12 protein-coding genes, 3 rRNA genes and 2 pseudogenes are annotated in these 19,913 nt (G+C 54.0%); 9 read left to right on the top strand and 8 right to left on the bottom strand.

The annotated features are described in order from the left end of the window. Nucleotides 1–130 precede the first annotated feature (130 nt). Nucleotides 131–1,216: a sigma-54 interaction domain-containing protein gene (locus tag VSQ83_RS16540; RefSeq protein ID WP_219262111.1), complete on the bottom strand. Its 1,086-nt coding sequence runs from the start codon at nt 1,214–1,216 to the stop codon at nt 131–133. Between the two features lie 330 nt (nt 1,217–1,546). On the opposite strand from VSQ83_RS16540, the gene VSQ83_RS16535 reads away from it, so the two are divergent. Both VSQ83_RS16535 and VSQ83_RS16530 read left to right on the top strand, forming a co-directional pair. Beyond that, nucleotides 1,547–2,716 (top strand): cysteine desulfurase family protein, encoded by a 1,170-nt coding sequence (locus tag VSQ83_RS16535; RefSeq protein WP_326427210.1) that lies wholly within the window; start codon nt 1,547–1,549, stop codon nt 2,714–2,716. Between the two features lie 59 nt (nt 2,717–2,775). Further along, entirely contained in the window at nt 2,776–4,596 is a 1,821-nt protein-coding gene (locus VSQ83_RS16530) for an aminopeptidase P family protein (RefSeq protein ID WP_219262112.1), read from the top strand. Between the two features lie 49 nt (nt 4,597–4,645). Here VSQ83_RS16530 and VSQ83_RS16525 read toward each other — a convergent pair whose 3' ends face one another. Then, entirely contained in the window at nt 4,646–4,927 is a 282-nt protein-coding gene (locus tag VSQ83_RS16525; RefSeq protein ID WP_133077888.1) for a hypothetical protein, read from the bottom strand. A gap of 152 nt (nt 4,928–5,079) precedes the next feature. Then, nucleotides 5,080–5,979, bottom strand: a complete 900-nt coding sequence (gene rhtA / locus VSQ83_RS16520; protein ID WP_326427209.1) for a threonine/homoserine exporter RhtA — start codon at nt 5,977–5,979, stop codon at nt 5,080–5,082. Between the two features lie 597 nt (nt 5,980–6,576). Between rhtA and VSQ83_RS16515 the strand changes: the two genes are divergently transcribed. From VSQ83_RS16515 to rrf, 3 genes are all read left to right on the top strand, one after another. Next, nucleotides 6,577–8,113, top strand: a 16S ribosomal RNA gene (locus VSQ83_RS16515). Nucleotides 8,114–8,438: 325 nt separating this feature from the next. Then, nucleotides 8,439–11,330, top strand: a 23S ribosomal RNA gene (locus VSQ83_RS16510). A 151-nt stretch (nt 11,331–11,481) separates the two neighbouring features. Further along, nucleotides 11,482–11,597 (top strand): 5S ribosomal RNA (gene rrf / locus VSQ83_RS16505). Together the 16S, 23S and 5S rRNA genes form the textbook arrangement of a ribosomal RNA operon. A gap of 155 nt (nt 11,598–11,752) precedes the next feature. Here rrf and queD read toward each other — a convergent pair. After that, nucleotides 11,753–12,109: a 6-carboxytetrahydropterin synthase QueD gene (queD, locus tag VSQ83_RS16500; RefSeq protein ID WP_019410510.1), complete on the bottom strand. Its 357-nt coding sequence runs from the start codon at nt 12,107–12,109 to the stop codon at nt 11,753–11,755. A 205-nt stretch (nt 12,110–12,314) separates the two neighbouring features. Between queD and VSQ83_RS16495 the strand changes: the two genes are divergently transcribed. Genes VSQ83_RS16495 through VSQ83_RS16485 form a run of 3 tightly spaced genes read left to right on the top strand, consistent with a single transcriptional unit; the run spans nt 12,315 to nt 14,628 of the window. Continuing rightward, nucleotides 12,315–12,629 (top strand): PepSY domain-containing protein, encoded by a 315-nt coding sequence (locus VSQ83_RS16495; protein WP_133078948.1) that lies wholly within the window; start codon nt 12,315–12,317, stop codon nt 12,627–12,629. Next, nucleotides 12,629–13,297: a response regulator transcription factor gene (locus VSQ83_RS16490; RefSeq protein WP_133078949.1), complete on the top strand. Its 669-nt coding sequence runs from the start codon at nt 12,629–12,631 to the stop codon at nt 13,295–13,297. Before VSQ83_RS16495 ends, VSQ83_RS16490 begins: the two co-directional genes overlap by 1 nt. Further along, on the top strand, nt 13,294–14,628 hold the full coding sequence (locus VSQ83_RS16485) for an ATP-binding protein (RefSeq protein ID WP_326427208.1): 1,335 nt from the start codon (nt 13,294–13,296) through the stop codon (nt 14,626–14,628). Before VSQ83_RS16490 ends, VSQ83_RS16485 begins: the two co-directional genes overlap by 4 nt. 20 nt (nt 14,629–14,648) lie before the next feature. Here the strand turns inward: VSQ83_RS16485 and VSQ83_RS26785 are convergent. Further along, a pseudogene (locus VSQ83_RS26785) lies at nt 14,649–15,161 on the bottom strand (methyl-accepting chemotaxis protein); the annotation flags it as partial. A gap of 345 nt (nt 15,162–15,506) precedes the next feature. Further along, nucleotides 15,507–16,577: pseudogene (locus VSQ83_RS26780) on the bottom strand (HAMP domain-containing protein); the annotation flags it as partial. Nucleotides 16,578–17,112: 535 nt separating this feature from the next. On the opposite strand from VSQ83_RS26780, the gene VSQ83_RS16475 reads away from it, so the two are divergent. Further along, nucleotides 17,113–18,432: a Na+/H+ antiporter family protein gene (locus tag VSQ83_RS16475; protein WP_133078952.1), complete on the top strand. Its 1,320-nt coding sequence runs from the start codon at nt 17,113–17,115 to the stop codon at nt 18,430–18,432. A 19-nt stretch (nt 18,433–18,451) separates the two neighbouring features. On the opposite strand, the gene VSQ83_RS16470 is transcribed toward VSQ83_RS16475, so the two are convergent. Both VSQ83_RS16470 and VSQ83_RS16465 read right to left on the bottom strand, forming a co-directional pair. After that, entirely contained in the window at nt 18,452–19,312 is an 861-nt protein-coding gene (locus VSQ83_RS16470; RefSeq protein WP_133078953.1) for a pirin family protein, read from the bottom strand. 73 nt (nt 19,313–19,385) lie between these two features. Further along, entirely contained in the window at nt 19,386–19,802 is a 417-nt protein-coding gene (locus VSQ83_RS16465; protein WP_133078954.1) for an OsmC family protein, read from the bottom strand. Between the last annotated feature and the right edge of the window lie 111 nt (nt 19,803–19,913).

Genomic DNA, 19,913 nt, shown 5'->3' with positions numbered 1-19,913 from the left:
TGAATAGCGGCGATAGGCCTTTTGTGGTTGATCGGACCCACTGAACCCGCGTGGGTCGCCCAACCCGGCATCGAGCGATGTTGCCAAACGTTCCGAGGTATCGTCAGGCAACTGCGATGGGGGCAGGCTTTCAATAGGCGAGGGCGTCGGGCTCCGTGCGACGAACATTGACTGAAAGTGCTCCGAGCTTGATCAGGCGTGTTCGAGTGACGTTGCGACTCAAACCCAGCAATTTTGCAGTGTGTACCTGATTGTGATGGCAAAACTCATAGGCCGTACGCAGCAGGGTATCTTCAACGGCTTCATGCAGGGCGCCCGGCTCTTCTTCGAACAGTTTCCGAAAGGCGCGTTGTAACAAGTCCCGGGTGGTATGCGTGGCGGGTTGTTGCAGCGCGAAGTCCTGGCGTCTGCTGCGTGATTGGGACAGGCGCAGGTCTTGTACCGTAATGGTCTGATTGCGGCACAGGAGCAGGCTGTGATGCACGACATTTTCAAGCTCGCGAATATTGCCCTGCCAAGGATGGTGGATCAGTACGTGTTCGGCACATTCACTGAGTGCCGTTGGTCCATGAGGCAGCCGTTGGCGATAGGATTTAAGGAAGTGTCTGGCTAACGGAAGGATATCCCCGGGGCGCTCACGTAACGGGAGCAGCGCAAGGCTGACGACATTGAGGCGGTAGTACAGATCTTCTCGAAAATGCCCGGCGTCTATGGCCTGTTCCAGATTGACGTTTGTGGCAGCCAGTACGCGCACGTTGATCGGTGTGCTTTTACGCGAGCCCAACCGCACGACCTCCTGCTCTTGCAGGACGCGTAGCAGCTTTACCTGGATGGTCAGCGGCAAGTCTCCGATCTCATCCAGAAATAATGTGCCGCCATCGGCCTCTTCAAACCATCCGGCTTTTGCAGTCAGCGCGCCTGTAAAAGCCCCCTTTTCATGGCCAAACAGTTCAGCTTCCACCAATGACTCGGCAAAGGCGCCGCAATTGACGGCCACAAATGGCTGGTTGTGACGGTGGCTGAGTTGGTGGATATGCCGGGCGACCAGTTCTTTGCCGGTGCCGGTTTCACCAATGATCAGTACGCTGGCGTCACTGGGCGCTATCTGTTGCAAGTGTGCCAACAGGGCTTTGGACGCGGGGTCTTCAAACACTTGTGCCGTGGCGCGTATGGACGTGGCCAGTGCCGGGGTGGCAGGTAATGTTAAAAGCTGCATTGACAGCTCCTTTTAACAGGGGCTCTGCCCACAAAAGGAAAGCCGAAGGCTGCTTTATAAAGTCATTTTGTTATTCCGTAAACTAACCTAATTCCATATTTATATATCGATATTGCATATCGGACTTGCGTGATGACCTGCTTTTAGCGCTTTATAAGCTCCTGCTTTCCAGATAGCCCAGATTTGAGACATATCCTACGGCCTTCCTGTCGAATGCACCTTTTTTCACCTGGCTCAATCGGTTATCTCTAACGGCCGCATTTTCTCGTGGCTTCACTCTCCGGTACCAGGCACTGCCTGTTTCCGGAATGCGCTCAGTGGATTTGAACAATGAACAAGCGACCTATTTATTTCGATTACGCGGCCACCACTCCCGTGGACGCTCGTGTCATTCAGGTGATGGTCGATTGCCTGGGTTTTGAAGGCAACTTTGGCAATCCGGCCTCTGGCTCCCATGTCTTTGGTCAGCAAGCCCGGCAGACGGTAGAACTGGCCCGTGAACAGGTCGCGAAACTGATCAATGCCAGGCCTGAGCAGATTATCTGGACCTCGGGTGCGACCGAGTCCAATAACCTGGCGCTAAAAGGTGTGGCCCAGGCGGGTGGTCAGTCCCGCGGGCATATCATCACCAGTCAGATCGAGCACAAGGCGGTGTTGGACACTGCACGCTTTTTACAAGAGGCGGGTTTTGAGGTGACGTATCTGGCCCCTGATGCCAATGGGCTCGTAAGTGCCGATCAGGTAGATGCTGCTCTGCGCGACGACACACTGCTGGTGTCGTTGATGCTGGTCAACAATGAACTGGGCACGGTCAACGATATTCCGGGTATCGGGCGCCGGGTCCGCGAGCATGGTGCGCTGTTCCACGTCGATGCCGCGCAGGGAGCGGGCAAGGTTGCCATCGACCTGGATGAGTGGGCGGTAGACTTGATGTCGTTCTCGGGGCACAAGATCTATGGTCCCAAAGGTATCGGCGCCTTGTATGTGGGGCCGCGTGCGCAGGATCGGCTACAGGCACAGATTCATGGTGGCGGGCATGAGTCCGGTTTGCGCTCAGGAACCCTGGCGACTCATCAAATTGCAGGCATGGGCGCTGCATTTGCAGTGGCCAGTGAGTCATTTGCTCAGGAGCTGGCTCACATTCGCGGACTTCGCCAGCGCTTGCTTGAGCAGTTGGTCGATGTGCAAGGGCTGCAATGTAATGGCTGTCCGACAGAGCGAATTCCCCATACCTTGAGCCTGACCTTCAGCGAAGGGCACTTCAACAGCGCAATCCTGAGTGCTTCCCTCGCGTACTCGGCAACTTCAGCGTGCAACTCGGCGAGTAATGCACCGTCCCACGTGCTGCTGGCCCTGGGGCATGATGCCGATAAAGCCAGCCGAACAATCCGCCTGAGTCTTGGGCGCTTCACCAGCGAGCAGGATATAGATGCCGCAGTGAAGGCGATTAAAGCTTCTGTCGCCGCGCCGGCACCGTTTTGGGCGGTTGCCCAACGGTAGTGGCTGATCCATGATCACTAGCGACCAATAATAATCCCCAGTGATAAGCAGGAGACAGAATGAGTACTCAGTCGTTGAATCCAGTACCGGTTGTGGAGCGTTTGGCGCGTACCCGGGCGTTGATGAGCCAGAACGGTATATATGCGCTGCTGGTGCCCTCGGCTGACCCCCATCTTTCAGAGTACTTGCCTGCGTATTGGCAAGGACGCCAATGGCTGTCGGGTTTTTACGGTTCGGTTGGAACATTGATTGTGACGCCAACCTTTGCCGGAGTGTGGGCTGATAGTCGTTACTGGGAGCAGGCGGCCAAAGAGCTGAAGGGCAGTACCATTGAGCTGGTCAAGCTGTTACCCGGGCAATCGGGTCCTCTGGAGTGGCTGGCCGAGCAGACACCTGAAGGTGCAACGGTTTCCGTTGATGGCGCAGTGCTCGCCCTGGCATCTGCACGCACACTCGAGAGCAAGCTTAAAGAGCGTGGTGCCGTTTTACGTACGGATATCGATCTGCTTGGCCAGGTTTGGGATGACCGTCCAATACTGCCGGTACAGCCGGTTTATGAGCATCTGCCGCCGCAAGCGACGGTCAGTCGGGCTGTAAAACTGGCGCAGTTGCGAGAAACACTCAAGCAGCGCCAGGCGGATGCACATTTTATTGCGACTCTGGATGACATCGCCTGGTTGTTTAATCTGCGAGGCTCGGATGTCTCCTTCAACCCAGTGTTCGTTTCGTTTGCATTGGTCGAGGCCTCGCGGGCTACCTTGTTTCTGGACTTGAATAAAATCAGTGTCGAACTGCGCGAGACACTTGAGGCTGATGGCGTTGAGCTGCGTGATTACGTTGAGATCAATGCGGCTCTGGCGTCTTTGCCGGGTTCAACTCGTCTATTGGTGGACCCTGCCCGTGTGACCTGCGGGCTGCTCGGTCATTTACAGGCTGAGGTGAAACTGGTTGAAGGCTTGAATCCAACTACCTTGGCCAAGTCTCAGAAGAGCCTCGAGGACGCGGTCCATATCCGTCAGGCTATGGAGCAGGATGGTGCTGCGCTCTGTGAGTTCTTTGCATGGCTGGAGACAGCCCTTGGGCGTGAGCGCATTACCGAGTTGACTATTGATGAGCAGTTGACCGCTGCTCGTGCCCGCCGCCCCGGCTTTGTATCGTTAAGCTTCAACACCATTGCGGCTTTTAATGCCAATGGCGCAATGCCGCATTACCACGCAACGGAGCAAGAGCATGCTGTGATTGAAGGTGATGGCTTGTTGTTGATCGACTCGGGTGGGCAGTACCTGGGAGGCACAACCGATATCACGCGTATGGTCCCTGTTGGTACGCCAACCCGCGAGCAGAAACACGATTGTACCCGTGTGCTTAAAGGTGTGATCGCCTTGTCCAGGGCTCAATTTCCAAAAGGGATCCTGTCACCTTTGCTGGACTCGATCGCAAGGGCGCCGATTTGGGCTGAGCACGTCGATTACGGGCACGGGACAGGTCATGGGGTCGGCTACTTCCTGAATGTGCATGAAGGGCCTCAAGTTATTGCGTATCAGGCTGCGCCGGCACCACATACTGCGATGCAGCCAGGGATGATTACCTCGATTGAGCCTGGAACATACCGCCCGGGTCGTTGGGGAGTGCGAATCGAGAATCTGGTGTTGAATCGTGAGGCGGGAACTTCGGAGTTTGGGGCATTCTTGAAGTTTGAAACCCTGACGCTGTGCCCAATCGACACGCGCTGTCTGGAGCCATCATTGCTGACCCTGGAAGAGCGCGAATGGTTTGACGCCTATCATGCGCTGGTTCGCGAGCGTTTGAGCCCGTACCTTGTCGGGTCTGCGCTTGAGTGGCTGCTGGAGCGTACGGCACCACTTACGATAACTGCCTGATCTCCTTGCCATGCTGTCGGCTCGCTCGACGGCATGGCTGGGCGGGGCGTTACTTGCAGATAACAATCATGCTGCGGCTGGTATAGCCGGCTGGGTTCAGGCCGAATGGATAGTCCCCTGGTTCTTCTGCGGTATCGCCCGATTTGGCTACCACCCGGTATCCCTTGCTTCCACAGGATTTGACGGCTTCGGCGTAGCACTTGTTCCACGATGAGGACAATCCAGAGCAATTGATATGCAATCCTCGTTTTCCATGCTTGACGGCAGTTTCCGAGGTTGCTGCGCAGCCGGTTACAACGAGTACGGCTAAAGCTACCAAAATTCGTTTCATTCCTGTCCTTAAGCGTTTGCGTCGGATTTACGGGATGCGAGAATCGGCGACCATCTCCCCATGGTTTTAGTGGATATCCTTATCCGGAATCGGTTCATGTGATTCTCAAGGGACAAACATCCCTTAAATGAGAGTTAATTACCAGAGCAGAGTTAAATGGCGTGCTTATTGTCGGTGACGATCGGTTTTGAGTGGTTGCGCATCGTTAAGGTCGCACCGATTGAGGCCATTATGATGCAAGAGATGGCCATCCACTGTGTGAACGACAAGACCTCATTCAGGAACAGCAGCCCTGAAAGTGCCCCAAAGGCAGGCTCTATGCTCATTAAAGTGCCGAATGTTCGGGTGGGCATGCGTGTAAGAGCAATCATCTCAAGCGTGTAAGGCAGTGCTGTCGATAAGAGTGCTACACCAATGGCTATTGGGATCAGGCCAGGGGTCAGCAATGCCGCCCCTGCGTGGTAAACCCCGATAGGTGCGAAAAACAGAGCCGCAATAATGACGCCCAATGCTGCGGTCTGAACGCCATTGTCCGCACCGGCCCGCTGTCCATAGAGGATGTACAGCGCCCAGCAGACCCCGGCACCTAGCGCGTAGCCAGCGCCCGTTGGATCAATGCCTTGAACACTTTCACCAATGGGTATGAGCAGTAGGAGTCCCGTGATGGCCAGGCCGATCCATATAAAGTCGATAGGTCTGCGGGAGCTATAAATAGCCACTGCCAAAGGACCCGTAAACTCCAGAGCAACTGCAATACCCAGCGGAACAGTGCGCAGTGACATATAGAAGAGGAAATTCATTCCTCCCAGGGCGATCCCGTAAACGATCACGGTCTTCAAGGACTTGGTGGTGAACTTGGCTCTCCATGGTCGCAGTATCAGGAACATGATGAGGCTGGCGAATGTCAGGCGCAGGCTGGTTGTTCCTTGTGCGCCGATAATAGGGAACATGCTTTTTGCCAGCGAGGCGCCGGATTGGATCGAGGCCATGGCAATGAGTAGCAAGCCAACAGGGAATAGCGTTGCTACGAAGCTATGGGGGGGCTTTATCATTGATAGGTGTGCCTGGCAGAAGGTTTAAAGACAGGCATGATGCTTGGGTAATTCTGGATGTGCAATATAGTGCGCATTCAATGTGGGTTTTCTACCTATGAAGCTCGTAAGGTCGATAGTTTGGATTAATGCTTGACTCAGATTTACAGCGGCCTATAATGCGCCCACTTCCGGCGCAGTCGAAACGGAAAACTCCTTGAGTTTCAATGAGTTGGATTGGTTTTCGGCAGTGTCAGCTTCAAGTCATCGAAGCAGGAAATGAGGTGTTGACAGCAGCGTGTAACGCTGTAGAATTCGCCTCCCGCTAACGAGAGATCGAAAGCGCAAGTGGTTGATGTTACAGAGGAAACTTTGAAAACATCTTAAAATAACCGCTTGACAGCAACAGAGGCTGCTGTAGAATGCGCGCCTCGGTTCAGCGAAAGCTAAACCAACCGCTCTTTAACAACTGAATCAAGCAATTCGTGTGGGTGCTTGTGGAGTCAGGCTGATAGTCAACAAGATTATCAGCATCACAAGTTACTCCGCGAGAAATCAAAGATGTAACCAACGATTGCTGAGCCAAGTTTAGGGTTTCTTAAAAACCCAAAGATGTTTGAACTGAAGAGTTTGATCATGGCTCAGATTGAACGCTGGCGGCAGGCCTAACACATGCAAGTCGAGCGGTAGAGAGAAGCTTGCTTCTCTTGAGAGCGGCGGACGGGTGAGTAATACCTAGGAATCTGCCTGATAGTGGGGGATAACGTTCGGAAACGGACGCTAATACCGCATACGTCCTACGGGAGAAAGCAGGGGACCTTCGGGCCTTGCGCTATCAGATGAGCCTAGGTCGGATTAGCTAGTTGGTGAGGTAATGGCTCACCAAGGCTACGATCCGTAACTGGTCTGAGAGGATGATCAGTCACACTGGAACTGAGACACGGTCCAGACTCCTACGGGAGGCAGCAGTGGGGAATATTGGACAATGGGCGAAAGCCTGATCCAGCCATGCCGCGTGTGTGAAGAAGGTCTTCGGATTGTAAAGCACTTTAAGTTGGGAGGAAGGGCATTAACCTAATACGTTAGTGTTTTGACGTTACCGACAGAATAAGCACCGGCTAACTCTGTGCCAGCAGCCGCGGTAATACAGAGGGTGCAAGCGTTAATCGGAATTACTGGGCGTAAAGCGCGCGTAGGTGGTTTGTTAAGTTGAATGTGAAATCCCCGGGCTCAACCTGGGAACTGCATCCAAAACTGGCAAGCTAGAGTATGGTAGAGGGTAGTGGAATTTCCTGTGTAGCGGTGAAATGCGTAGATATAGGAAGGAACACCAGTGGCGAAGGCGACTACCTGGACTGATACTGACACTGAGGTGCGAAAGCGTGGGGAGCAAACAGGATTAGATACCCTGGTAGTCCACGCCGTAAACGATGTCAACTAGCCGTTGGGAGTCTTGAACTCTTAGTGGCGCAGCTAACGCATTAAGTTGACCGCCTGGGGAGTACGGCCGCAAGGTTAAAACTCAAATGAATTGACGGGGGCCCGCACAAGCGGTGGAGCATGTGGTTTAATTCGAAGCAACGCGAAGAACCTTACCAGGCCTTGACATCCAATGAACTTTCTAGAGATAGATTGGTGCCTTCGGGAACATTGAGACAGGTGCTGCATGGCTGTCGTCAGCTCGTGTCGTGAGATGTTGGGTTAAGTCCCGTAACGAGCGCAACCCTTGTCCTTAGTTACCAGCACGTAATGGTGGGCACTCTAAGGAGACTGCCGGTGACAAACCGGAGGAAGGTGGGGATGACGTCAAGTCATCATGGCCCTTACGGCCTGGGCTACACACGTGCTACAATGGTCGGTACAAAGGGTTGCCAAGCCGCGAGGTGGAGCTAATCCCATAAAACCGATCGTAGTCCGGATCGCAGTCTGCAACTCGACTGCGTGAAGTCGGAATCGCTAGTAATCGTGAATCAGAATGTCACGGTGAATACGTTCCCGGGCCTTGTACACACCGCCCGTCACACCATGGGAGTGGGTTGCACCAGAAGTAGCTAGTCTAACCTTCGGGAGGACGGTTACCACGGTGTGATTCATGACTGGGGTGAAGTCGTAACAAGGTAGCCGTAGGGGAACCTGCGGCTGGATCACCTCCTTAATCGACGACATCAGCTGCTCCATAAGTTCCCACACGAATTGCTTGATTCATTGTAGAAGACGATAACTGCAGAGTCGCTCTGTGGTTTTTCTGTCGTAAAGCTTAGAAATGAGCATTCCATCAAACGATGGTGAATGTTGATTTCTGATCTTTTTGATTAGATCGTTCTTTAAAAATTTGGGTATGTAATAGAAAGTTAGACTGGATAACACTTTCACTGGTGTTTATTCAGGCTAAGGTAAAATTTGTGAACGTTCTTAATTGAACATGCGAATTTTCGGCGAATGTCGTCTTCATAGTATAACCAGATTGCTTGGGGTTATATGGTCAAGTGAAGAAGCGCATACGGTGGATGCCTTGGCAGTCAGAGGCGATGAAAGACGTGGTAGCCTGCGAAAAGCTTCGGGGAGTCGGCAAACAGACTTTGATCCGGAGATGTCTGAATGGGGGAACCCACCTAACATAAGTTAGGTATCTTAAGCTGAATACATAGGCTTAAGAAGCGAACCAGGGGAACTGAAACATCTAAGTACCCTGAGGAAAAGAAATCAACCGAGATTCCCTTAGTAGTGGCGAGCGAACGGGGACCAGCCCTTAAGCTGTATTGATGTTAGCGGAACGCTCTGGAAAGTGCGGCCATAGTGGGTGATAGCCCTGTACGCGAAAACATCTTTGCAGTGAAATCGAGTAGGACGGAGCACGAGAAACTTTGTCTGAATATGGGGGGACCATCCTCCAAGGCTAAATACTACTGACTGACCGATAGTGAACTAGTACCGTGAGGGAAAGGCGAAAAGAACCCCGGAGAGGGGAGTGAAATAGATCCTGAAACCGTATGCGTACAAGCAGTGGGAGCCCACTTTGTTGGGTGACTGCGTACCTTTTGTATAATGGGTCAGCGACTTATTTTCAGTGGCAAGCTTAACCGAATAGGGGAGGCGTAGCGAAAGCGAGTCTTAATAGGGCGTCTAGTCGCTGGGAATAGACCCGAAACCGGGCGATCTATCCATGGGCAGGTTGAAGGTTGGGTAACACTAACTGGAGGACCGAACCGACTACCGTTGAAAAGTTAGCGGATGACCTGTGGATCGGAGTGAAAGGCTAATCAAGCTCGGAGATAGCTGGTTCTCCTCGAAAGCTATTTAGGTAGCGCCTCATGTATCACTGTAGGGGGTAGAGCACTGTTTCGGCTAGGGGGCCATCCCGGCTTACCAAACCGATGCAAACTCCGAATACCTACAAGTGCCGAGCATGGGAGACACACGGCGGGTGCTAACGTCCGTCGTGAAAAGGGAAACAACCCAGACCGTCAGCTAAGGTCCCAAAGTTATGGTTAAGTGGGAAACGATGTGGGAAGGCTTAGACAGCTAGGAGGTTGGCTTAGAAGCAGCCACCCTTTAAAGAAAGCGTAATAGCTCACTAGTCGAGTCGGCCTGCGCGGAAGATTTAACGGGGCTCAAACCATACACCGAAGCTACGGGTATCACTTAGGTGATGCGGTAGAGGAGCGTTCTGTAAGCCTGTGAAGGTGAGTTGAGAAGCTTGCTGGAGGTATCAGAAGTGCGAATGCTGACATGAGTAACGATAATGGGTGTGAAAAACACCCACGCCGAAAGACCAAGGTTTCCTGCGCAACGTTAATCGACGCAGGGTTAGTCGGTCCCTAAGGCGAGGCTGAAAAGCGTAGTCGATGGAAAACAGGTTAATATTCCTGTACTTCTGGTTATTGCGATGGAGGGACGGAGAAGGCTAGGCCAGCTTGGCGTTGGTTGTCCAAGTTTAAGGTGGTAGGCTGGAATCTTAGGTAAATCCGGGATTCTAAGGCCGAGAGCTGATGACGAGTTGTCTTTTAGACAACGAAGTGGTTGATGCCATGCTTCCAAGAAAAGCTTCTAAGCTTCAGGTAACCAGGAACCGTACCCCAAACCGACACAGGTGGTTGGGTAGAGAATACCAAGGCGCTTGAGAGAACTCGGGTGAAGGAACTAGGCAAAATGGCACCGTAACTTCGGGAGAAGGTGCGCCGGTGAGGGTGAAGCATTTACTGCGTAAGCCCATGCCGGTCGAAGATACCAGGCCGCTGCGACTGTTTATTAAAAACACAGCACTCTGCAAACACGAAAGTGGACGTATAGGGTGTGACGCCTGCCCGGTGCCGGAAGGTTAATTGATGGGGTTAGCTAACGCGAAGCTCTTGATCGAAGCCCCGGTAAACGGCGGCCGTAACTATAACGGTCCTAAGGTAGCGAAATTCCTTGTCGGGTAAGTTCCGACCTGCACGAATGGCGTAACGATGGCGGCGCTGTCTCCACCCGAGACTCAGTGAAATTGAAATCGCTGTGAAGATGCAGTGTATCCGCGGCTAGACGGAAAGACCCCGTGAACCTTTACTATAGCTTTGCACTGGACTTTGAATTTGCTTGTGTAGGATAGGTGGGAGGCTTTGAAGTGTGGACGCCAGTCTGCATGGAGCCAACCTTGAAATACCACCCTGGCAACTTTGAGGTTCTAACTCAGGTCCGTTATCCGGATCGAGGACAGTGTATGGTGGGTAGTTTGACTGGGGCGGTCTCCTCCTAAAGAGTAACGGAGGAGTACGAAGGTGCGCTCAGACCGGTCGGAAATCGGTCGTAGAGTATAAAGGCAAAAGCGCGCTTGACTGCGAGACAGACACGTCGAGCAGGTACGAAAGTAGGTCTTAGTGATCCGGTGGTTCTGTATGGAAGGGCCATCGCTCAACGGATAAAAGGTACTCCGGGGATAACAGGCTGATACCGCCCAAGAGTTCATATCGACGGCGGTGTTTGGCACCTCGATGTCGGCTCATCACATCCTGGGGCTGAAGCCGGTCCCAAGGGTATGGCTGTTCGCCATTTAAAGTGGTACGCGAGCTGGGTTTAGAACGTCGTGAGACAGTTCGGTCCCTATCTGCCGTGGACGTTTGAGATTTGAGAGGGGCTGCTCCTAGTACGAGAGGACCGGAGTGGACGAACCTCTGGTGTTCCGGTTGTCACGCCAGTGGCATTGCCGGGTAGCTATGTTCGGGAAAGATAACCGCTGAAAGCATCTAAGCGGGAAACTTGCCTCAAGATGAGATCTCACTGGAACCTTGAGTTCCCTAAAGGGCCGTCGAAGACTACGACGTTGATAGGTTGGGTGTGTAAGCGCTGTGAGGCGTTGAGCTAACCAATACTAATTGCCCGTGAGGCTTGACCATATAACACCCAAGCAATTTGCGTCGAAGAGACCAGATTGCGGTGTGTGAAGACGATACAAACCGAAAGTTTGCGACTCACAAAACACCAAACTATTACATACCCATTCGCTGGAGCGTAAACCGAAAGGTAAACGACCTGGCTACCGAATTTCTTGACGACCATAGAGCATTGGAACCACCTGATCCCATCCCGAACTCAGAAGTGAAACGATGCATCGCCGATGGTAGTGTGGGGTTTCCCCATGTGAGAGTAGGTCATCGTCAAGATTAAATTCCAAACCCCCTGTCTGCTAACGCAGACAGGGGGTTTGTTTTTGGGCCGAGAAAAGTGGTGGTAAGTTTTAAACAGTGATCGGCACGCTTTTACCTTCTGTAAAAGCAAAAAAACCACCTTGAGAGGTGGTTTTTTTGGAGCGATTTATTCAATCACCGTAGTAGATGCAACCACTGGTGCAGGTTTCATGAATTCGTATCGCAGATAATTCTGGTAGCAAAGGCTTGAGCTGTTGCCAGATCCACTTTGCCAGCACTTCGCTCGTTGGATTTTCCAGACCCGGAATATCGTTCAGGTAGTTGTGATCAAGCAGCTCATAAAGTGGTTTGAAAATCGCTTTGATCTCTGAGAAATCGCGAATCCAGCCGGTGGCCGGATCGATATCACCGCTTAAATGGATTGCCACCTTGAATGAGTGACCATGCAAGCGGCCGCATTTGTGGCCTTCAGGCACGTAAGGCAAGCGATGCGCAGATTCGAAGGTAAACTCTTTGAAAATTTCCACAATATTTATAGCTCTTGAAAGGTGACTATCGCCTGAGCGATGAATACAGGGCGGCAGTTTAGCAGTTAACGCCCAGCGCAGGTGCATACCTCCCGCAATCCGGGGGGTGGGGCAGTTGATTCAGCTTCAATTAAGCCAATACATTTATGCTCCATGTTTTTGATATCGCACAAATGACATTGAACGGAGGCCGCAGAGGCGAGTGATGACAGTGAACCTACGAGTTGGCGGATTTATCGTGTTGGTGTTCTCTGCGTTCTGTTCTTTGGCCATTGCGCGGGACCTGGGGCAGGACGAGGCGCTGCGTTTACGTGAGCAAGGCCTGATCCAGCCGCTAGAGCTACTGCTTCAAAAAGCCCTTGAGCGCCACCCGGGTGCAAAATTGCTGGAGGTAGAGCTGGAGGAGGATGACGACGTTTATGTTTACGAGGTCGAGTTGCTTACGACCAGTGGCGTTGTGCGCGAGATCAAACTGAACGCCAGTAATGGTCAATTGCTCAAAGACGAGGTAGATGATTAATGCGGTTGCTGCTGGTAGAAGATCACGTTCCATTGGCTGACGAACTGATGGCCGGGTTAACTCGCCTTGGCTATGCAGTTGATTGGCTGGCCGATGGGCGTGATGCTCTTTATCAAGGGCAGAGTGAACCCTATGACCTGATTATTCTTGATCTGGGTTTACCGGGGATGTCCGGCATTGATGTGCTCAAGCAGTGGCGCACACAAGGGCTGGCCACGCCTGTTCTGATTTTGACGGCACGCAGCTCCTGGTCCGAGCGCATTGATGGCCTTAAAGCCGGTGCCGATGATTATGTAACCAAACCTTTTCATCCTGAAGAGCTGCAACTGCGGGTGCAGGCACTCTTGCGTCGCTCTCACGGTCAACCGAATCAGCCGTTATTGAAATCCGCAGGGCTGCAGTTGGATGAGGCGCGTCAATGCGTACTCAAAGATGGGGCCGAGGTGCAATTGACCGCTGCCGAGTTCCGTCTTCTGCGGTATTTCATGTTGCATCCGCAACAGATCCTCTCTAAAAGCCACTTGGCCGAGCATCTCTACGACGGTGAGACTGAACGTGATTCCAATGTTTTAGAGGTCCACGTGAACCATTTACGTCGCAAGCTCGGGCGTGAAGTGGTCGAAACCCGTCGTGGTCAGGGCTACATTTTCGGCGCTGTCGGCCAGTGAAGTCCATTCAGAGGCGTTTGAGTCTGGGTTTGGTCAGCGTTCTGCTGGTTGCAGGTCTGGTCGTAGGTCAAGTCAGTCTCTGGCTATTTGAAAGTGGCCTCCAGCGTTATCTGGAGTCAGGCCTGAAGAACGACAGTGAGAACCTGCTGATAGCTTTGAGCCGTGGCCCCCAAGGCTTGCAGTTGGATGAACGACGGTTGTCATCTGCTTATCAGCGGCCATTTTCTGGACACTATTTCAGTATCGAGTTCGGTGATACTCACTGGCGCTCGCGTTCGCTTTGGGACGCTCAACTACCGCGTCCCAGAGAGCCTGGGCTGAGCAGCGAGTTACAGCCTGGCCCAGAGGGGCAGATGCTGCTGGTCATGCGCAGTGATTACCAGCGCCTTGGCCAGGCGGTCTCCATCAGCGTTGCCCAGGACTACACACCCATACGTGAAAGTTTCAGGCAGGTTCAGCGGATCGGTCTGGGGGTGGGCGTCATGGCCCTGATTGTTATTTTGCTGTTGCAGCGTATTACCGTTCGCCGCGCTCTACGGCCATTGGAAACTGCACGTAAACAAATCGCTCAGTTGCAGTCAGGTCAGCGCTCGCAGCTTGATTCGCTGGTCCCCCTTGAGCTTGAACCCCTGGTCACGCAAATAAACCACTTGCTGGCCCATACCGAAGACAACCTCAAGCGCTCGCGCAATGCGTTGGGCAACCTGGGCCATGCACTTAAAACCCCATTGGCGGTATTGATCAGCCTGGCCAACGATCCGCGGCTTGCAGCTTATCCGCAGATACAAACTACATTGCGAGAGCAGTTGGACCAGATACAGCAGCGCATGAGCCGCGAGCTCAACCGTGCGCGTCTTGCGGGCGATGCCTTGCCGGGTGCGCAATTTGATGCTGATACGGAGTTGCCAGGGCTCCTGTCGACCCTTGGCATGATTCACGGCGAGCATCTGCAATTGACGCACAAGGTTGCGCCGGGGCTGCATTTGCCTTGGGATCGGGAAGACATGCTCGAATTGCTCGGTAATCTATTGGATAACGCCTGCAAATGGGCGGACGCCCAAGTCGAACTGAGTATTGGCCAGACCGTGGACGGGTTTGTGATTGAAGTCCAGGATGATGGGCCGGGCATTCCTGAGGCCGAACGTGATCAGGTGTTCAGTCGCGGTACGCGGCTTGACGAGCAAGCCAGTGGTCACGGTCTGGGCCTTGGAATCGTTCGGGACATCGTTGAAGCGTGGGGGGGAGTTATGCAGCTTGAGACAGCTGAGATGGGCGGCCTGATGGTTAGAATCAAGCTCCCAGGAGGAACGAAAAAGGCGACGACGGCTTAAAACCGTCATCGCACGACGGATCAGACGCGAAATTGATCCATCAATTTTTGCTGCTGGTTGGCCAGTGAGTTCAGCGCCTGACTGACCCGGGCCGACTCATTGGCCTGTTCAGACAAAGACTCCGTTACATCCCGAATAGTGGAAACGTTGTTGTTGATTTCCTCTGCAACGGCACTCTGTTCTTCAGCCGCGCTGGCAATCTGCAAGTTCATGTCGGTAATCACGGTGACGGCATCACCGATTTGCTGCAAGGCCGTCACCGCCTGTCCTACCTGCTCCACACTGCCCTGAGCCTGGCGATGGCTGTTATTCATGGAACTCACTACTTCCTGAGTCCCGGCTTGCAGTTGTTCGATGACCTGCCGGGTTTCCTCAACGGATTCCTGAGTCCGGCGTGCCAGGTTGCGGACCTCGTCGGCCACCACGGCAAATCCGCGCCCGGCTTCGCCTGCCCGCGCCGCTTCAATGGCAGCATTCAAGGCGAGGAGGTTGGTCTGTTCGGCAATGGCGCGAATGACCTCCAGTACTGAACCGATTTTTTCACTATTGGCAGCCAGCCCTTCAACTTGCGTCATGGCCGCGCTCATATCTGCAGCCAGATGGTCGATGCTGGTCGTGGTGCGGTCAATGATCGTCAGCCCTTGTCTGGTCGCCTGATCGGCATCACGAGCGGCCTGAGCCGCCTGTGCCGCGCTGCGTGCGACATCCTGCGCCGTTGCGCTCATTTCATGGGAGGCCGTGGCCGCCTGGTCGACCTGACGGTACTGCTGCTCCATACCAGCGCTGGTCTGGGTGGCAATGGCCGCCGACTGATCGGCGGTGCTGCGCGCGTCCTGTACCGAGCGTTTGACTTCGGCAATGGTCGGTTGCAGTTTGTCGAGGAAGCGGTTGAACCAGCTGGCGAGCTGTCCAAGTTCGTCTTTTTTGTCGTATGCCAAGCGACGGGTCAGGTCGCCTTCTCCGCTCGCAATATCTTCAAGCATGTTGGCCACGCCAAGGATCGGACGTGTGACGCTACGGGCCAGCAACCACACCAGCAGAAGCCCGATGATGGCTGCCAGAGACCCCCACGCCAGCTCGGTCAAGGCTCCGGCCCTGTTGCGCTCGTCCAGTTCTGCTTGCAGGGCCTGTGCCGGTCCGACCAGGACAGCTTCAGGCACGTCGAGCAATACGCCCCAGGATTTGCTGCCCGGGATCGGCAGGAAGGGAATCAGGACTTTCAGGCGTTGCTCGCTGCGAATGCTTTGTACCTGATCACCTTTGGCCATCATGCGGATCAATTCAGCGCCATCACTGGTGTCTACCTGATCGAGACGCTGGGCAAGTTTGCTGGCATCAGCACTGAAGCCGGCGAGTATCCCGGCCGAGCTGATAATGCCAACGCGGGTTTCGCCGTCGTACAGTTTTTGGCTGGCTTGCAGGCTAATGGCTTGCAAGCTGTTGAGATTGATATCAACCGACAGTGAAGCAATGACTTTTCCGTCAACAATCAGGGGGAAAACGATGCTGGTCAGTAATACGTTTTGCCCGTCGATCTCATAGAAATAGGGCTCGATGATGCACGGTTTGCGCGTAGTGCGCGGGCAGGTGAACCATGTGTTGTTGGCCTGGCCGCTGGGCCCGGTGCTGGTATCGACCATGTCTGATTCGGGCAGCGCCATCGAGCTCAGCTTGCCCGGTGTCGGTTGCGACCAGTAAAGGGCAAAGCGTCCTTTGTCATTGCTGCCCAGTTCTTTTTGATGGTCGAACAGTGAGTCCTTGCCATCCAGCGCGTTGGCTTCAAATACCAGCGACAGCCCCAGCAAGTCCGGATTGGCCTGCAAGGCCGCTTTAACCTGGCGCGTCAGGTCTTCACGCAAGTCAAAGGCATCCAGAAAGCGCTTTTCAGATTGCTCACGCAAGAAAAGGACTTGTCGGGCGAATCCATTACCGTACTGGTAGGCATCCATAAACTGGCGACTGATTGCCAGTGCCTGGGCTTCACCTTGAGCCTCGATACGGGCTTGCGCAGACTCGTTCAGCATTCGTGAACTTGAGGCCTCTACCAGATCGGCAGTGTGATCCATGCGATAAAGAGAAAGTCCCACCAGCAGGGTGACTACGCCGATCAGGCTGAGTCCGGCGAGGAGGGTGATTTTCCATTGGATGGAAAGCTGTCTGAGCGACATGGATGCATCCTAAAAAGAGGCTTTCACTGTTAGCGGCCGCAGGATGTTTTTCTTTACGCCAAAACCCGACTTATTAGCGTTTTACCCGGTCTTGAAAACACCGATTTAGCCCTTTAAATACTAGGGTTAAGGCCTGTCAGGGTGGATTGTCCGGATGCCTTTGGCCTGCGCTTTGACAAGGCGCTGGAGGTGCTGCAAAGTGTGCGCCCCCAAAAAGGTCCACCCTTCCAGATCCGGCGATTGGAACAGTCGTCTTTTGCCCGAAATTTTCCGCTTTACGGTGTTTTATCGTGGTGCGCGCTATGAGGTTGTAATAATGAATGCAGTAATTGCCGCGGTCGGCATCATGCTGGTGCTCAGTTTGTCCCGTGTGCACGTGGTCATCGCACTGATTGTGGGTGCCGTTGTTGGCGGTCTCGTAGGTGGGCTGGGTATCGAGGCAACACTCAATGCTTTCAATGGCGGGTTGGGCGGTGGTGCTCAGGTGGCTTTGTCCTATGCCATGCTGGGTGCTTTTGCAGTGGCGATAGCCAAGTCGGGCATGGCCCATGCCCTGGCAGACAAAGCGCTGATGATGGTCAACAGGCAGCATGCGGCCGGTGGCAATCGCGTCAAATGGCTGTTGATTGGCTTGCTGCTGGTCGTGGCTGTTTCTTCCCAGAATATTCTGCCGATCCATATCGCGTTCATTCCTTTGCTGGTTCCGCCCCTGTTGTATGTACTGACCAAGCTGAACATTGACCGCCGATTGATTGCCTGTGTCATGACCTTTGGCTTGATCACGCCGTACATGTTCTTGCCGGTGGGTTTTGGCAATATCTTTCTCAATCAGATTTTGCTCGCCAACGTCAGCAAAAGTGGCGTTGATATCAGCGGGGTCAATGTCACCCATGCGATGGCAATCCCGGCTTTAGGGATGTTGTTTGGGTTGTTGGTGGCGGTTTTCATCAGTTACCGCAAAAAACGCGAATATGACCTGGCCAAAATCGAACAGGTTGAACAGGTTGCCGTCAGCTATAACCCGCGCACCTTGCTGGTGGCAGGTGCGGCCATTGCGGCGGCGTTTATCATTCAGCTGTGGCTGGGCTCCATGATTATTGGCGCGCTGGCAGGTTTTCTGATTTTTTCGGCTTCGGGGATCGTGCGTTGGCGCGAGACGGATGATTTGTTTACCGAAGGCATGAAGATGATGGCCATGATTGGCTTCATCATGATCGCAGCCTCCGGTTTTGCCGAAGTCCTGAAAGCCACCGGCGAGGTCAAATCACTGGTTGAAGCTTCTGCCGGCTGGATCAATAACAGCAAGGGCGTGGGCGCTCTGCTGATGTTGCTGGTTGGATTGCTGGTCACCATGGGTATCGGTTCGTCATTTTCCACTGTGCCGATCCTGGCGGCTATTTTTGTGCCGCTGTGCGTTCAGCTGGGTTTCAGTCCAATGGCCATTGTTTGCATCGTCGGCACAGCGGGCGCCTTGGGCGATGCAGGTTCTCCGGCATCGGACTCCACCCTTGGGCCCACTTCCGGCCTGAATATTGACGGCCAGCATCACCATATCTGGGACACCGTAGTGCCTACTTTCCTGCATTACAATTTGCCGCTGCTGGCCTTTGGCTGGGTGGCGGCAATGGTTTTGTAAGGCCTCTGCGGGCCGGGCTTCAAGGCAGTTCGATGCGACCGGTTTCACCGGGTACTGTCGGCCAATGCCCTGTGGCCCACCGGGTTCTAGCCTGTTCGATCAGGGCTGGATCGCTGGCGACGAAGTTCCAGTTCATGCGGCGCGGACCATCGAGGGCCGCTCCGCCGATCAACACCATATGACTGTCACTCATCGCGCACAGGGTCATGGCTTCTCCGGCAGGCAGTAGCACCAGGCAGCGTGGTTCGATGGTCTGGCCCTCCAGCTGCACTTCACCTTCCAGCACATACAGCGCACGCTCCGGGTGTTCCGCCGGAACAAGCAGCGTTGTGGCCGTTTGCATCTGCACTTCGGCGTACAGGGTCGGTGAGAGCACCGGCACCGGCGAGCTCAAGCAAAACCCGGTGCCTGCAATCAGGCGAATCATTACTCCCAGGGTCTCACTGACGGGCAAGCTATTGGCATCATGATGGCTGTAGTGGCTTGCGCCTTGTTCGTGTTCCCTGGGAGAAGCCAGCCACACTTGCAGCCCATGCAGGCTTGAGCCTTGCGCCAGTATTGAGGCGGGTGTTCGTTCAACGTGAGCAATGGCCGCGCCCGCGGTCATCCAGCTGACTTCGCCGGGGCCAACCTGCTGGTCGGAGCCCAGGCTGTCCTTATGCTGCAGTTGGCCTTCAAACAGATAGGTCAAAGTGGACAGGCCGATGTGCGGATGCTGTCGGATATTCATCCCGTGGCCGGGTGGATAGTGGGTAGGCAGCATGTGGTCGAAGAATACAAAAGGCCCGACGCTGCGGCACTTGGCCGAGGGCAGAGGGCGCAAGATCGGTTGGCCTTCGACATCTTCGGCCCGTGGCCGAATTATGGTCAATGTGTGCATTTGAAGGTGCCAGCGGGGGAGAAGCGTTGAGCATAACCCAACGCTTCCCGGGCCTGCAGGTAGAACCTGTGCGTTACTGGCTGAAAGCACCTTCAGATAGATGGGTCTCGATGGTGATCTCGGCGGTAGTCATCAATTTATGCACCGGGCACTTGTCGGCCACGTTGTGCAACTCATCGCGCTGGGCATCGGTCAGCACGCCTTTTAGCGTCAGTTTGACGTGCAGGGCGTATTTCCCTTTCTGTTCTTCGCTGGCGTCGTGTTTGACTTCGACCGTGACCCCGGTCAGCGGGATCTCCTTTTTTTGCGCATAGAGCTTGAGTGTCAGCGCCTTGCACGCACCGAGGGCGGCATCGAAGTAATCATGGGGAGAGGGAGCAGAACCGTCGCCGCCCAGGGATGTTGGCAAATCGGTGAAGACTTCGTGATCGTCGATTTTGATGCTGTGACGAAAACCCTCGTGGGATACGGTATTAACGGTAACAGTCATGGCAAACCTCGTAGTGGCAGAGATAACGGTCCTGATCTTTATAGAGCATCCCGGGAGCCATGCGTTCCATCATGCAAAAAAATGCCCCGGACTGGAAAACCAGCCGGGGCA

The organism is Pseudomonas sp. DSV-1 (assembly GCF_035830915.1).
Lineage (GTDB): Bacteria > Pseudomonadota > Gammaproteobacteria > Pseudomonadales > Pseudomonadaceae > Aquipseudomonas.
Note: the sequence above shows the minus strand (reverse complement) of the source record. Positions and strands in the feature narration are given on the sequence as shown.

Bases quoted from the DNA above. Each gene is read 5' to 3' on its own strand.
- VSQ83_RS16540 (WP_219262111.1), bottom strand. From the start codon at position 1,216: ATGCAGCTTTTAACATTACCTGCCACCCCGGCACTGGCCACGTCCATA.
- VSQ83_RS16535 (WP_326427210.1), top strand. From the start codon at position 1,547: ATGAACAAGCGACCTATTTATTTCGATTACGCGGCCACCACTCCCGTG.
- VSQ83_RS16530 (WP_219262112.1), top strand. From the start codon at position 2,776: ATGAGTACTCAGTCGTTGAATCCAGTACCGGTTGTGGAGCGTTTGGCG.
- VSQ83_RS16525 (WP_133077888.1), bottom strand. From the start codon at position 4,927: ATGAAACGAATTTTGGTAGCTTTAGCCGTACTCGTTGTAACCGGCTGC.
- rhtA (WP_326427209.1), bottom strand. From the start codon at position 5,979: ATGATAAAGCCCCCCCATAGCTTCGTAGCAACGCTATTCCCTGTTGGC.
- VSQ83_RS16495 (WP_133078948.1), top strand. From the start codon at position 12,315: ATGACAGTGAACCTACGAGTTGGCGGATTTATCGTGTTGGTGTTCTCT.
- VSQ83_RS16490 (WP_133078949.1), top strand. From the start codon at position 12,629: ATGCGGTTGCTGCTGGTAGAAGATCACGTTCCATTGGCTGACGAACTG.
- VSQ83_RS16475 (WP_133078952.1), top strand. From the start codon at position 17,113: ATGAATGCAGTAATTGCCGCGGTCGGCATCATGCTGGTGCTCAGTTTG.
- VSQ83_RS16470 (WP_133078953.1), bottom strand. From the start codon at position 19,312: ATGCACACATTGACCATAATTCGGCCACGGGCCGAAGATGTCGAAGGC.
- VSQ83_RS16465 (WP_133078954.1), bottom strand. From the start codon at position 19,802: ATGACTGTTACCGTTAATACCGTATCCCACGAGGGTTTTCGTCACAGC.